Annotated in this window: 8 protein-coding genes; 2 read left to right on the top strand and 6 right to left on the bottom strand. The window is 46.2% G+C overall.

The genetic code is table 11. From position 1 onward, the window contains the following. Positions 1–5: 5 nt before the first annotated feature. Genes FN815_RS13570 through gatC form a run of 3 tightly spaced genes read right to left on the bottom strand, consistent with a single transcriptional unit; the run spans position 6 to position 4,068 of the window. On the bottom strand, positions 6–1,304 hold the full coding sequence (locus FN815_RS13570) for a glycosyltransferase family 4 protein (RefSeq protein WP_142455191.1): 1,299 nt from the start codon (positions 1,302–1,304) through the stop codon (positions 6–8). After that, positions 1,294–3,765, bottom strand: coding sequence for a hypothetical protein (locus tag FN815_RS13565; protein ID WP_142455190.1), 2,472 nt, complete (start codon positions 3,763–3,765; stop codon positions 1,294–1,296). The genes FN815_RS13570 and FN815_RS13565 overlap by 11 nt, the downstream gene beginning before the upstream one ends. Before the next feature lie 15 nt (positions 3,766–3,780). Next, positions 3,781–4,068 (bottom strand): Asp-tRNA(Asn)/Glu-tRNA(Gln) amidotransferase subunit GatC, encoded by a 288-nt coding sequence (gatC, locus tag FN815_RS13560; protein ID WP_142455189.1) that lies wholly within the window; start codon positions 4,066–4,068, stop codon positions 3,781–3,783. A 296-nt stretch (positions 4,069–4,364) separates the two neighbouring features. Between gatC and porZ the strand changes: the two genes are divergently transcribed. Together porZ and FN815_RS13550 are read left to right on the top strand one after the other, a co-directional pair. After that, a complete protein-coding gene (gene porZ, locus FN815_RS13555) occupies positions 4,365–6,686 on the top strand; it encodes a type IX secretion system anionic LPS delivery protein PorZ (protein ID WP_185957305.1) in 2,322 nt (773 codons plus the stop codon). 61 nt (positions 6,687–6,747) lie between these two features. After that, positions 6,748–8,835 carry a glycosyltransferase gene (locus FN815_RS13550; protein ID WP_142455187.1) on the top strand — a complete coding sequence of 696 codons (2,088 nt, stop codon included), beginning with the start codon at positions 6,748–6,750 and terminating at the stop codon, positions 8,833–8,835. Positions 8,836–9,072: 237 nt separating this feature from the next. Here the strand turns inward: FN815_RS13550 and lhgO are convergent, their stop codons facing one another. From lhgO to FN815_RS13535, 3 genes are all read right to left on the bottom strand, one after another. Continuing rightward, positions 9,073–10,275: an L-2-hydroxyglutarate oxidase gene (lhgO, locus tag FN815_RS13545; RefSeq protein ID WP_142455186.1), complete on the bottom strand. Its 1,203-nt coding sequence runs from the start codon at positions 10,273–10,275 to the stop codon at positions 9,073–9,075. Positions 10,276–10,367: 92 nt separating this feature from the next. Then, on the bottom strand, positions 10,368–11,702 hold the full coding sequence (locus FN815_RS13540) for a RagB/SusD family nutrient uptake outer membrane protein (protein ID WP_142455185.1): 1,335 nt from the start codon (positions 11,700–11,702) through the stop codon (positions 10,368–10,370). Positions 11,703–11,720: 18 nt separating this feature from the next. Next, positions 11,721–14,720 (bottom strand): SusC/RagA family TonB-linked outer membrane protein, encoded by a 3,000-nt coding sequence (locus FN815_RS13535; RefSeq protein ID WP_142455184.1) that lies wholly within the window; start codon positions 14,718–14,720, stop codon positions 11,721–11,723. Between the last annotated feature and the right edge of the window lie 27 nt (positions 14,721–14,747).

The raw sequence follows: 14,747 nt of genomic DNA, 5'->3' as shown, positions 1-14,747 counted from the left end.
GTTGTTCAGGGCTGATCTAAAATCTGGGCGAGTCGGCTGGTCAGCTGATATCTGGAATAAGGGTGTGATTTAAAATCTCCTTTCCACTTTTTATAGGGGATGTCGTTGCCATGCAATGCACCTTCCAGAAAATCACCCATCGCTTCAAACTCTGCATAATCAAAACAGCGTCCCAGTTTATAGTTGCGAATAATATGGGCTGCATCCCCTTGCTTGGGACCAATGAATAAAATAGGCGTCTGAGCTGCAAGATAATCAAACAGCTTGCCGGTTAAAATCAACTCGTTGTCTTTGGTATCGGGAATCACAAGCAATAGCAAATTAGCTGATTGCATGGCTTCAGTAGCCTCCTGATGAGGGACGTATCCTTTGAAAGAAATCAGTGCTTCAAGCTCGTTATCTGCAATGGCCTTATGGACTTTAGAATTATAAGAGCCAAAGAATTCAATATTCAGCATGGCTTTTTGCTGATTGTTGAGGGATGCGAGTGCCTTAAAAAACTGATGGGGAATGGCCGGTTCCGTCATGCTTCCCACATACCGGATCGTAAACGTATTGCTTTCCTTTGTGTTTTTCTTGTGTGATTCAGGGAAATCCTCATGATCGAAACCATTGGAAATTACATGGTAATACCGCTTGTAAATGTTCTTTTCCAACTCTGCCATGCTATTTGAAACAACGATCACATCATCGGCAGTTTTTAGGGCTTTCAGCTCCATGTTTTCGTCAATGTGCTGAGCCAGGGAAGTACGGGGCAGCGTTTCATTATAGAAAATTTGGGACCAGGGATCACGCATATCCATAATCCACTGAACACCCGGACGCCAGTTTTTGAGTTTTTTCCCAATCACGTGGGTAGAATTGGGCGGGCCGGTGGTAATTACTGTATCAATTTTTTGGTTGGTGATAATATCTTTCGCTTTGGAAAATGCCCCGGGGATCCAACCGATACGGGCATCTGGGATAAAAAAGTTCGAGCGCACCCAAACCCCCAGTTTCTGCATCCATCCTCCATCGGTAGAAAAGGCAGTGGATGGAGTAGATACCTGCTTGTCAGTTTTTCCGGTCAATTTGCCAAAAATGGTGTAGGGCTCAATGCTTTTGGCTTGATGTACTTCGAGGTCTGCAGGGAGCTCATCAGCCAAAGATTCATCCAGCATGGGATAAGTACCGTTGGCTACCGTAAGCACCACAGGCTCAATGCCAAACTCTGGCAGGTACTTGCAAAACTTGACCCACCGCTGTACCCCTGCTCCCCCGCTGGGAGGCCAGTAGTAAGCAATCAGCAGGACTTTACGAGCCACCGTCTTGGCGGTTTTTGAAGCCCATAAAAACCAGGGCTCCGGCCAGTAAAATTTGTATTGCTAATGAAATCCAGGCCAAGGTAACACCGGTGCTCCAACTCTGTGGTTCAAACCGGAGTTCTAAAGTATAGTCGCCGGCAGGGATTTCAAGTCCGCGTAGCAGGTAATTGGTTTTGTAGATCTGAATCTCTTCCCCGTTCAGTTCAGCTATCCAGCCAGCAGGGTAATAAATTTCACTTAGCACCAGGAAGCCGGGCTGGCTGCGGCTCACTTCCAATGTCATCTCAGGGCCAGTATAATTGGTTACCGTGACAGATGAAGTTGTATCTGTGGCAGAAGCAAGATCTTCTGATGTTTCAACTACGGCAGTTTGGGCAAAATTCAGTCGATTGGGTTTCAGGTAATTGAAAGCCTCACGCGGATCGGTGGTAGTAATCACTGAATCCACAAAGAACGCTTTGGGCAGAACATTTTGGTTTTCGTACACCACACCTTGATTGCCGTTAAACACAGGACGGAAGCCGGGCAGCGGGAGTCCTTGCGAGTAGGTGACATACTTCACATTTAACAAGTCCAGCAGCCGGGGATTGAAATTCTGGCTTTGCACATCCAGCGGCCCACCGTTATACATTACATCCTGAACGATACTTAGTTTGGCTCCGGTATACCCACCAATTTGCGGATAGAAATAAGAGGGAGTAGCGTTACTGTAAGGATTATCAAGCAGCGGAAAGACGCGGTAAGGGTATTCGGTATTTTCAGAAATATTATCTTGAATGTACGTGTCTATTTCACGCCGTTGTGATTCCAGGGTTTTTTCGGGACTTACGTTCCCAGCTACAATTACATTTTCAGGTATGTATCGTTTATCCACGCTTAAAAGGTCGTAGCCGGTAATCAAAATAAAACCAAACAAAGCCAGCGAAAGAGGGATTTTACGTGCGAAGGCCAAGTAAATCAAACCGGTGCCTAATGCCAGAATGATAGCAAAGCGCAGCAGGTCGGCTTTGGCTTTATCTTCCCGCTCGGGCACCATACGGCTGTTTACATATTGTTGAGCACGTTGTTGTACCTGAGGATTATTGGGATTCACCTGGTTTTGTTGGGCAATCTGGTTGGCAATCTGTTGTACCTCGTTGGGACGAGTGTAATCAGATGAGTTAAGTTGTACAAACAACAAGACCAGTACTGCAGCACTGATGCCCAGTGGTACATACAATTTCTTAAGGGTAGATTTCTTTTCCCGGACAAAATCAACAAACCAGCTAAGTCCATACACACTTACTACGGTATAGCAAAATACTGTGAGCGTAAGCCAGGTCTCCGGCGCACGGAATTTATCAAAGTAGGGGATGTAGTCGAAAGCAAATTCATTTAAAATCGGGAAATGCTGTCCCCAGGAAAACATCATCCCAAGCGTGCCGACCACAAAAAACACATACATTACTTTACTGCGTTCACGAAAGAGTGCAAGCAATATAAAAGGCAGACTGAGTGCCCCAAGGTAATGCGGGCCGGAGGTAAAGGATTTTGGTCCCCAATATTCCGGGGAAGCTCCGCCAAAGTAATTGGGCACTAACAGGGTCCATGTTTCTTTGATGCCTTGCGACCAGGCAAATGCATAACTCGAAGTCAGGCCGGAAGAATCATCCAGAGCAGATCCGCCACGAAGGCTGTATTGGGCATATTCCTGTAAGGCGAGGAAACGCTCGGCATGTCCCATTAAACCAAGTATGGCACCCAAAGCCAGTAAACCGGTGACAATGCCCCAGTCTTTGAGTTCTTGCTTTTTGATTGCCTGCCAGGTATCGAAAATCCACAGAAAACCAAGCAGATAGAAAAAATAATAGGTTATTTGTGGATGACCCGCGCGGAGGTTCAAGGTCATGGCTACCGCAAATAACAACAGACCAGGTAGTTTCTTATCCCGTCGGGTTAGCAGCCAGTAGCCGGCAATAACCCATGGAATGTACGTTAGCGTAATAAATTTGGTGTTATGCCCCGCTGCGATGATAATGGGCAAATAGGTGGTGAGCCCCATCATCAAACTGCCAAAGGCGGAAACCAATGGCCGGAAGCCCATAATTACCAGCAAAAAGTACATCCCCGAAAATAACACCCAGTATTGAAAAGCCGGATAGATGCCACTGAACCATGATTTTATATCGTCGAGATGGGGAACTTGTTTTTGGGCAGATACCACAAATGCAGGCATGCCGCCAAACATGTTATTTACCCACAGGGGTTCTTTATCGTAGGTCTCGCGGTAGTCAATGACTGACTCAGCCCCGGCACGCCATTGGGTAGTATCATGGCGTTGAAATTCCTTTCCGCCAATAGTGGTGGCGGTAAACAGAAAAAAAGGAATCAGAAATAAGATGAGCAGCGCAATAATGTGCTGCTTGGTTTCTGAAAGTTTGGAAAAGAAATCAGTGGATGAGGCTGCGTCAGGGTTGGCCATAAAACAAAATGAGGGTTATTCAATCACTTTTGGAACACGGAAATAGTCACTGTCGGCATCGGGTGCATTTTTGAGGGCGTCTTCGTGCGCGAGGGGCTCTTTGGCTTCGTCTTTGCGCAGCCGGCTTTCCAACTCAATGACGTGCTCCAGCGGCTCAACGTTCTCGGTATCTACTTCTTCAAGCAGGTCCATGTAACCGAGAATATCATTCATATCCTCTTTAAAGGTTTTAACCTCTTCTTCGGAAAGCTGAAGCCGGGCCAGTCCGGCCATGTATCGTACATCTTTTTCAGTTACAGACATAAATTAAATACGTTTTGGGTTTAGAATGCCGAATTTAAGAAACATTACCCCCTATTTAAAAGAAAGATGTAAGATAAGAAGATGGTTTTTACAGAATGAATGATTTTCTAACTGTTTGAAGGTAATCAACCCAAAATTATTAATGGGGTATTCTTACGTCAAAATTCCAATCAAACATCAAATTTGAAAAGGATAATGATTACCTTTTGTTTTATTTGCCAAATAAACATCGGTTATATTGGTTGTATGGTAGAATAGAGATTTTATTATTGCTTGATCATTTAAATAAATCATTCATGATGCGGAACAAATTATTATGCTTGTTGATGGGTTTGGTTGTTGGAACCGCCGGTTTGCAGGCTCAGGAACTCGGGGAGTGGAAGGTCTATCCTTCCCATTCAACTATAACGGACATGGCTTTTGCAGGGGGTGTGGTTTATGGGGCGACCCTGGGAGGGATTTATATGGTGGAGGATGAAGAAATCCGTGCCCAGATTTCTACCATGGACGGGCTCTACCGCTCTAATCCAAGAGCCCTTATATATGATGAAGCCGGCAACCGGTTATTTGCCGGATATATTGATGGCATGATTGACGTGATTGAACCTAACGACGTCCCCAATATCGAAAGGGTGCGTGATATTAACCGCGTTTCCCGGTTTACCTCCCGCTCGGTAAATAAGTTCATCATCTATGAAGGGAGCCTGTATGTGGCTACCAGTTTCGGCATTGTGGTGTATGATATGGACGAGCTTTTTGTAGAGAACAGTTTTCTTCGTTTAGGTGATTTTAATGCAGGAACGGCCGTTTTAGATTTTGATATCGTCCAGGATACCATCTACGCAGCCACGGAACAGGGCGTTGCCATCGGGGCGCTAAGCGATAATTTGGTAGAGAATGATAGCTGGCAAAGTTACAGTACCGATGATGGACTTCGGGCCAGCTTGGTGGAACAAATTGTGAAAGTAAATCAAGGGGTTTTTGCGTTATCCAGCGACAGTGTGTTTACCCTGCAGGATTCGGAATGGGCACTTAGTGACATACTGAATAGTGAAAATATTGAAGTGTTGGGCAGAAACTCTGACGGTTCGCAACTGGCAATATCCGATGGGAATACCATTGTACTGGCGCAGGATACAGGCGGGCAAGAGACTATCAGGCTTCAGTTGGGAAGTACTATTAACGGGATATTTTTCCAGGGTGAAACCATTTACCTGGGTACTACCAATGAGGGGTTCTCAAAACTTGAAAGCAGGGATGCAACCCCGCAAAAGTTTCAACCAACGGGTCCTTACCTGAATTTCTTTAACAACATGTTGGTAGATGGACAGACCTTGCTGGCCACCTCTTCAAGTGCCTTCCCGCAAACTGATCCGCTTAACCCGGTCCGCGGTTATTATATTTTTGAGGATGATGTTTGGCATAATTTTAACCGTAACACCAATGAGGTATTGAGGGATAACCAGGTAAGCAATGCTTTTGCAGTGGGGCAATCCGATTCGGCCTACTACATTGGTACCTGGGGCGGTGGCATCGTGGAGCATCAGAAATCCACTAATGATATAACGGTGTATAACGAAAATAACTCTGCACTATCGGGAATAGGTATTGATCCTGATTATATAGTAGTTCCCGGTATTGATATTGACTCTGATGGTAACGTTTGGGCCACCAGTTTCTGGTCTGAATTTCCGCTAAATGTGAAGTTGGAGGGAAGTGATGAATGGATCCCGTTTAGAAGTCATACCGGAGGCGATCATTATTTTAATATGCTGGTTGATTCCTATGATCAGAAATGGATTTCATTAAGAAGTGAGGGCAACGCAGGCTTGGGATTGCTGGTGGTGGATACCGGCGATCCTGAAACCGCACAAGATGATCAATCCGTAAAGCTAACTTCTGCATCCAACAATGGGAGGCTCCCGGATGAAAAAGTAAATGTTATTGTTGAAGATAGAGGTGGTGACATTTGGATTGGGACCGGCCGGGGCATTGCAAAATTTGTTTTTCCTGAAAAGTTTATTGAGCGTAGTCCAAGTCAAAGGGAGGCTCAATGGTTAATCAATGAAGACACTCTGGCCAGCTCTCGCTATTTATTGCGGGATGTGAATGTAACAGCCATTGCGGTCAATGATGCCAACCAGAAATGGATAGGTAGCCAAAGCCAGGGTTTATGGCTGTTAAACGCCGAAGGAAGCCGCATTGAAGCTCGCTACACGACCGAGAACAGTGACTTGATTTCCAATACCATCGAGTCCATTTCCATAAACAGTGAAACAGGGCAGGTGTTTGTTGCTACAGACCAGGGACTAGTTAGCTTGCAGGATGTTCCCCTCAAACCCGTAAAAAGCATGGATAACCTGAAGGTGTTCCCCAATCCTTTCCAGTACAGCCGTCACAATCAAATAGTGATTGAGGGCTTATCCGGATCCACCCAGGTGAAGATTTTAGGTGTGGATGGCGTAGTAGTGAATGAGCTCGAAGCTACCGGAGGGCGCATAAGCTGGGACGGCCACGATTACAACGGAAATCAGCTGGGAAGCGGCGTGTATTATGTGGTGGCCTATGAAAGTAGTGGTGGCGAACGGGGCTTGGGTAAAGTGGTGATCATCCGATGAGCCAAAAGTGCCAGCCAAAAGACCGGTTGACTATCACCCCAAAACCTTAGGATTTTAGAGCGTGCAAAACGCGAAGCCCCATATTTCCGTAGTTATTGTTAACTATAAGGTTAAGGAATACATAGCCAACCTCCTTAACTCGCTTGACAAAGCCCGGCATCAGCTGGAGCTTGAGATATTTGTGGTAGATAATGCTTCCGGTGATGACTCCATCCCTTACCTCAAAAAGCGATATCCGGACGTAAACTACATCGCCAACCAGGAGAATGTGGGCTTTGCTAAAGCCAACAACCAGGCCATTCGTCAAGCACAGGGTGAGTACACACTTATCATCAACCCGGATACCCTGGTGAGTGAGGATACCCTGGAAGTGCTGATTGAGCATATGCAGCAAAATCCTGATTGCGGGGCTGCGGGGTGTAAAATCCTAAATCCCGATGGCACCTTTGCCCCCGAGTCCCGGCGCTCTGTGCCCAATATCTGGACGGCCTGCACCAAAGTGTTTGGGCTGAACGCTCTGTTTCCAAAAAGTAAGCTGTTCGGCCGGTATTACCTAAGTTGGTTGCACGAGGATGAAGCCTCAGAAGTACCCGTACTATCCGGTTCTTTTATGTTTTGGCGAACTGAATTACTGCAAAAACTGGATGGTTTCGACGAGCGCTTCTTCATGTACGGCGAGGATATCGACCTTTGCTATCGCGTGCAGGAAACGGACTATCACATCGATTATGTGCCTGACACTTCCATCATCCATTACAAGGGTGAGAGCACGAAGAAAGGAGACCTTCGCTACATCCGTATTTTCAACAAGGCGCTCTACCAATTTTTCGATAAGCACTTCAGCTCGCGGTACAGCACCTTTTTCCGGGTGCTCATTTATTTGGCTATCTGGCTGAAAACGGGGATGTCATTTATTTCATCCAATTTCAAAAAGATCAGGATGGTGCTCATCGATCTGCTTGTGTTAAACCTGTCGGTGGCCGTGGGGTATGTGGTGCGTTACGGGCTGCTGGGCGAGTGGATACTGAATCCTGAGGGCATGAAGCACCTTTGGATCAACGCTCTGAGCTCGCTATTGTTTTTGTTTTCAGGCAGCTTGTTGGGGATGTTTCGTCAAAAGCGGGACTCTATCTCTACAACCTTAAAAGCTCTTACCATCACTTATACCGGGTTGGTTGTTATCACCTTTTTCGTTCGTAATCTGGCCTATTCCAGGTTGGGGCTTATTCTCGGTTTTATTTTTGGGGTGATATTTTTCGTGGCCTACAAACTGATTATGGTAAACCGGAGCAGTTCCGGAGAATACAACCGGGGCAAAATCCGAAGTCCGCGCGTGCTTATTGTGGGGGATGGAGACCAGACCTCGGAGATCATTAGTAAAATCCATTCCCGGCCCGACTGGAGCTATGAAGTGGTGGGCAGCGTGGGGGTAAGCAGTAAAGATAACGGTAAGAGCCGGTTGGGAAGTTTGAGCCAGTTGCAGGATTTGGTAAAGGCCTACAATATCGATCAGGTGTTCTTTGCCCTGAATTCCATCAGCTATAAACAGATGTTGAAAGAGATTGCCAGTCTTCAGAAAAAGGATGTGGTGTTTAAACTGATCCCCGATTCAATGGATTTCATTCTTGGGAAATCACATGTGGAATACCTGGAAGCGATCCCTTTGGTTGAAGTAGAATTTGAATACTCTAAACCACTGAATAGAGGCCTGAAACGATTATTTGATATCGGAATAGCCCTGCCCATATACCTTGCTGTTTTGGTTGTGATATGGCCATCACTATTGTTTGGAAATAGAAGGCAGGTACAAGTAGACGGCTTTAATTTATACAGCGATATCACCAAAAATAAATGGAAAAACCGGTGGAGATTGCTGGGTTATGTGTTATCAGGCAAGCTGAGCCTGGTTGGAGCTCCAATTACAGAATCCAAAGAGGAGAGGGAAGGTCCGACAGAGAAGGGGATTACCGGTTTGGTACAAATCAGCCGTCACCGCATTCAGCAAGAAGAGGAAGTAGAAAGCTTTGCCCTGTACTATCTGCAAAATTATTCGCTGTGGATGGATATTGATATCATCATCAAAACGATCTTTAACGGGCCTTATCCTTTAGAAGAACTGGCGAAGGAAGAAAAGATAATTCAAGATTAAAGATTTAAAATTTAAGATTAGCCCCGTCCATCATCTGACGGCTGGCTTTCCTTTTCGTACGCTAAATGCTGCTTGTAGCCGTCTGATGATTTTTTATTCCTGATGCCTTAGAAGGGATATGAGGTAGTAAAATCGTCAGACCGCTATAACGTTGTGCCGTTTTAGACTTTTTCCCGAAGCGGTCGGACGAAATACTGGGCTTATCAATCTTCCATCTTTTAATCTTTAATCTAAGAATCAAACCTCAAAGTGCGTATTCACCCGGTTTACAATTTCATCGCCTATAGCAAGGCCAGCCGTTGCAGCGGGGCTTGGGGCATTGAGTACATGAATCTGCCGGTCTACGACTTCGAAATAGAAATCATCCAGGATTTCTCCGTTAGGCTGTAACGCCATGGCGCGAATGCCGGAGGGGGAGACTTGTAAGTGATGTTCCCGCACGGCAGGAATGAGTTTTTGCAGTCCTTTTACGAAGGCTTTTTTAGAAAAAGAACGGCGGTATTCATCCAAGCCCATGCGCCAGTGTTGTTTGGCCATTCGCCAGAAACCGGGGAAGTTAAAAGTCTCGGTGGTTTCCTGCAGATCAAAAGCGAACTTGCTGTAGCCTTCGCGTTTGAAGGCAAAAACCGCATTAGGACCGCATTCTATACCGCCTAGTGCCATCCGGGTAAAGTGTACGCCCAGAAAAGGGAATTCGGGATTGGGAAGGGGGTAGATGAGGTCTTTAACCAAGTATTCTGCTTCAGGCTTAAGTTCATAATATTCACCTTTGAAAGGCACAATTTTGACCGGTGAATGAACGCCTGCATATTCAGCCACATGGTCGGAATAGAGTCCGGCGCAGTTTACCAAAAACCGGGTGCGAATCGTTTTTTTGCCGGCAATCACATGTACTTCATCTCCTTTATTGGAAATGTTGGTTACGGCACTATTGAACTGCACCTTGCCATTTCTTTCTTCCAGCAGCTCCATTAGCTTACGGCACATACCTGCATAATCTACAATACCGGTACAGGGTACGTGGATGGCTGCAACGCCGTTTACATGAGGCTCCAGTTCGTGCAGCCTTTCCTTATCAATTAGCTCAATGCCTTCAATTTCGTTTTGGAGTCCACGCTGGTAAATTTCTTCTAATTTGGGTAATTCACTTTCGTCGGTGGCTACAATAACCTTACCGCATACATCCACCGCCACATCATGTTTTTTGCAAAAGTCTACCAGCTGGTGACGTCCATCTACGCAGTTTCGGGCTTTGTAGCTGCCGGGTTTGTAATAGATGCCCGAATGAATAACCCCGGAGTTTTTTCCGGTTTGATGCGCCGCGACCCGGTCTTCTTTTTCCAGCACCAGGATCTGCGCTTCGGGATATGAAAGGGATAATTTATAAGCCGTAGAAAGGCCGACGATGCCAGCCCCAACAATAGTAAAGTCGTACTTCATGATGGCGCTTAAGATATCATTTATAAATAAAAAAAGAGCCCCCGATTTGGAGGCTCTTTTAAAATATCAGCAATAAATAATTGCCTGGTAATTTATTGTTCGCTCAGTGGACGCTCGATATAGTTATATATCTTGCCACCATCGAGAGGCAGTTCGTCAAGACGGTCGTACCGGCGCATGTCTACCCAACGGTGTCCGCCTTCAAACCAGAGCGAGTACCGGCGTTCGTGAAGGATCTGGTCGATCACTTCTGCCTGACTGGTACTGGCAAAATCGTCCAGCCCCCATGTGCCTCGAATGGTGTTGATCGCGTCGATGGCGCCAGGAAGATCATTTTGCTGAGCTAGGGCTTCAGCATAAATCAGGATCAGTTCTTCATTCCGGAAGAAAGGAAAGGAGTCTCCCGTTCCTTCAAAACGGCCGTCTTGGTACAGAGAACTTAAGCCCTGCAGTGCTACAGCTTCCTCGCGTACAAAGATTTTATTCTCTATGCGAAGGTCTCCTTCCTCAGCATCATCAATAAGCGATGGGTGTGCCATCGGTAACTGAGTAGATGAAGTGTTGGGAACATAATAGAACGGGTTGAAAATATCCGGCGGATCACCATATACGAAGTAACCGCCTTTATTCATCACGTCTGCACCTTCAGCCAGCTCGAAAAACGGAGCTGCGTCTTCAACCGCTTGCTGAGCCGCATCCCAGTCTTCCTGGTAAATAGCTACGCGTGCAGCAATAGCACGGTTCAGGTCTGCCATGGTAGACGGAGTATTGAACTGTTCTAAGCCAGTTGTGAGGCTGAAAGCAAAACTTCCGCCTGCTGCATTGAGGTCGGAAAGACCTTCATCCAGAAGGTTATTGATTTCTGTCAGTGCCTCATCATATCCCAGGAAAGGTCCCAGATTCTCGATATCACTCACTTCAAACCGGATTCCGTTGGAATATTGGGTGTTGAGTGGTATCAAGTATTGATAAGCCTGAATGGTTTTGGCAAAGCCAAGATACCCGTTGCGTTCCTGATCGGTAATAGCATCGGTATTGTTGGCTGATTCAATTAGAACATTACCCTGTAAAACCGCCCGGTAAGGGGTGGTATATGTTCCTGCAGATCCGAAAAATGTAGGATCATTTTCTGCATCGGCACTTGCTGCTGTTCCAATCCATTGCTCAATGAAGCGTGGGTCAGAGCCAAAGAGCGGATAGATTTCGCGCCCGAAAGTGCTCATGATGTTGTTTGCTCCGGTAGAAGCTCGGTGACGGAATTCAAGTCCTGTTACCAGATTTTGGAGCTGTGCTTTGGATGCGTTATTCAGGACCCCTTCAACCGACGGGTTGTTAGGATCGGAGATGGGCTCCGGGTCCAGAAAGTCGCACGCCGAAATACCTGCTATAAGCAGTGCTGCTAAAAATAATTTACTTAAGTATTTCATGGATTTATTCCCTCTGGATTAAAAGTCAATATTAACATGGAAAAGAACCTGGCGAGAGGTTGGGTATGGGGTCACTTCCACCGAACTGTTGATGGCTTGTGTACCAAATACCGAAGTCTCGGGATCGTAACTTGGGTAATCGCTAAACAGCAATACGTTATTAGCTGAAGCTCCCAGTTTGATTCCTTCCACTGCATTACCGAATAAACCACTCAAGGCAGTTGCAGGAACGGTGTAGTACAAGCCTACTTCACGCAGTTTTAGGTATGATGCATCCTGTACATAGGAATCTGCAGGGCCGTTCGGGTTTGTAAGACGCTCTCTACCTTTAGGCGTTCCGCTTTCGATACCTTTGTTCCAGTCAGGCGAAGTTCCACCGACATCCCACAAATACATGGAAAGGTTCACGTTGTCGCCTCCTTTCTTCCAGTGCCATAGGAAACTGAAATCCCAGTTCTTATAAATGTTGAATTCGTTGGAAAACGACATTTCAAAATCAGGTTGGGCGTTTCCATACTTCGTGTAAAGCTGGTCTCCCTCAATAGCGGGTATACCTACGATGGTAGAAGGAGAATAACCCTCCTGAATCAGGTAGTTACCCAAACTGGTACCGAAACCACCGGTAGTGAATCCGTCAATAGATAGGTCGGTGATTTCAGAATCGTTATTCCAAAAAAGGACGGTTGAGTTCCAGAGGAAATTGGATTTCCGAACCGGGTTCAGGTTCAGGGTAAGTTCAATCCCTTTGTTTTCGAGGGTCGCTGCATTAGTAGCAATTACAGAAATACCGGAAGAAGTTGGAACTTGTTCGTCCAGAATCAGATCATCCACTACTTTGTTGTAGTAGGTAGCTTCCAGCGATACCCGATTATCAAAAGCCGCAAGATCAACACCAAACTCCAGTTCCTGAGCGCTTTCTGGCTTCAGGTTGGGGTCAATACTCCGGTTACTGGCGTAAGTAGCAAGGAATCCGCCAATGTTACCGCCGGTAAGGGAACGGAAGGTAGCACCAAAATTAGCCAGCCCGCCGGTTTCACCATAGGCAATACGGGGTTTCAATTGATTCAAGATATCAGTTTCGATGAAATCAAAGTTCATCAGGTTGATAGCCAGAGAAGCTTTGGGATAAAAATAATATTCCCCCTGATCTGCATTCAATGAAGAACGGTCAAGACGACCACCAACGGTAGCAATCAATTTATCTTCCCAGTTAATTTCCTGCTGTCCAAACCAGCTTAGGTCATATACATCCACCGTATTTTGGGTGATTACAGACTGGATGGTGGCGTTAGGAATAGTCGTTTGTCCGGCCACTAAACCTTGTCCGCGAACAACATTTCGGTTCTGGAGCTGATCAAAGCGGGCGAATCCAAACTGTGTATTTAAATCCAGCATATTTCCACCCGCATTTACGGTAGTGGCAAAACTCAATACAGTTTGGATGTTGTATTGGAAATTATCTTCCAGGGTGTGAACCACATCACCGGGGTTGGCTGAACTTACCTGATGTTGCAGGTAGGTAGGCATCCATACCATACTTTCGAAAGTGAGGTAATCAATACCACCATCTACAGAAAGAGATAGTAAGGAGTTGTCCGTGCTCAGTAAATCTGCGTTAACAGATAATCCTTGTATATAGCGCTGAACAGTCTGCTCATTAACCGCATTGTTTACGATCGACAGCATGTTGTCTGCGAAATATGGATTATCAGGATAGTTGCCCTGGGCATCTGGGAAGAGCTGAGCATAAGTAGGTGTATACGCAAGTGCATATCCTATAGATCCACCACTACCATTTTGGTTACCCGTGAATCCACGTTGGTTATCCGAATGTGTGTAGCTGGAACGCGACGCAACGCGGATTTTCTCTGAAATGCTATGGTCAATATTCAGGCGGACGGAATTCCGGTCAAATCCGGTATTCTCAATAATACCATCTTCACTGCGTACCGTACCTGATAAATAGAAAGTAGTGGTACGGTTACCGCCGGAAATGCCAATATTGGTTTGATTGATGAGCCCGATGTTTCCATATAGCTCTTCTTCATAATCGTAAATATTCCCGTTTGCCACGGCTTGTCTATACCGCTCTTTTTCTAATTCCGCACGGTCGCCAGACCAGCGAATATCAATTTTCTCTTCGCTCCAGGAGGGTACTCCTAAAAGATTCAGAGCGCTGTTAAAACCCACATCTTGGGAGAAAGAAACCGAAGTTCCGCCAGCGGTTCCGCGCTTGGTGTTGATAATAACCACACCGGCATTAGCACGCTGACCGTAAATGGCTGCAGCAGAAGGACCTTTCAGTACCTCCACACTTTCAATGTCTTCCGGGTTGATATCAGCCAGGCGGTTGGAAGAGTTGTCTTCAGCCGTGCTGTTGGCACCGGTAGTGAGATAGCGGGAGTTTGAAATGGCGTCGTTATTCACATACACACCGTCAATGATGTAGAGTGGCTGTGAAGAACCGGCACCCAGGGTGCTGATACCGCGCATCTGTACATTGATACCGCCACCGGGAGCGCCACTTTGAGAACGAATGGAGACGCCCGGGATTTTACCTTTGAAGGCACCGTCAAGCGTTTGGGGCTGGGTGCGTTCAACCAAATCAGCCGCGTCAACGGTGGTAATAGCGTTGGCAAGGTTTGAGCGTTTCACCGTACTTGCTAAACCGGTTACAACCAGCTCTTCAAGATTTGCGACATCAGGCAGCATTTCTACATCAAGTGTTACATCCTCACCGTCCATGCCGCTTACTTCAATATTTCGGGTTACATATCCGATAGAAGAAAAACGGAGGGTAGCTTCCCCTTCCGGTAATTCGAGGCTGTAGTTGCCGTCGATATCGGTGGATGCTCCCGTATTGGTGGCGGGATTAAAAACGGTAACACCTACCAGGGTTTCTCCCGTAGAGGCATCCGTTACTGTACCTGTTACTGTAAACTGAGCCAAGGTCATTTGTGTACTTACAAGATACACACATACCATAGCCAGCAACTTTAGATAGTAGCTTTTACTCATAGCATTTTATTTTAGTTTATGTTTAAG

This window comes from Gracilimonas mengyeensis (assembly GCF_900182705.1).
Taxonomy (GTDB): Bacteria; Bacteroidota; Rhodothermia; order Balneolales; family Balneolaceae; genus Gracilimonas; species Gracilimonas mengyeensis.
The sequence above is the reverse complement of the archived record's forward strand: the minus strand, read 5'-3'. Positions and strand labels throughout refer to the sequence as shown.

Coding starts and splice junctions, on each gene's coding strand:
- FN815_RS13565 (WP_142455190.1), bottom strand. CDS start 3,765: ATGGCCAACCCTGACGCAGCCTCATCCACTGATTTCTTTTCCAAACTT.
- gatC (WP_142455189.1), bottom strand. CDS start 4,068: ATGTCTGTAACTGAAAAAGATGTACGATACATGGCCGGACTGGCCCGG.
- porZ (WP_185957305.1), top strand. CDS start 4,365: ATGATGCGGAACAAATTATTATGCTTGTTGATGGGTTTGGTTGTTGGA.
- lhgO (WP_142455186.1), bottom strand. CDS start 10,275: ATGAAGTACGACTTTACTATTGTTGGGGCTGGCATCGTCGGCCTTTCT.
- FN815_RS13540 (WP_142455185.1), bottom strand. CDS start 11,702: ATGAAATACTTAAGTAAATTATTTTTAGCAGCACTGCTTATAGCAGGT.
- FN815_RS13535 (WP_142455184.1), bottom strand. CDS start 14,720: ATGAGTAAAAGCTACTATCTAAAGTTGCTGGCTATGGTATGTGTGTAT.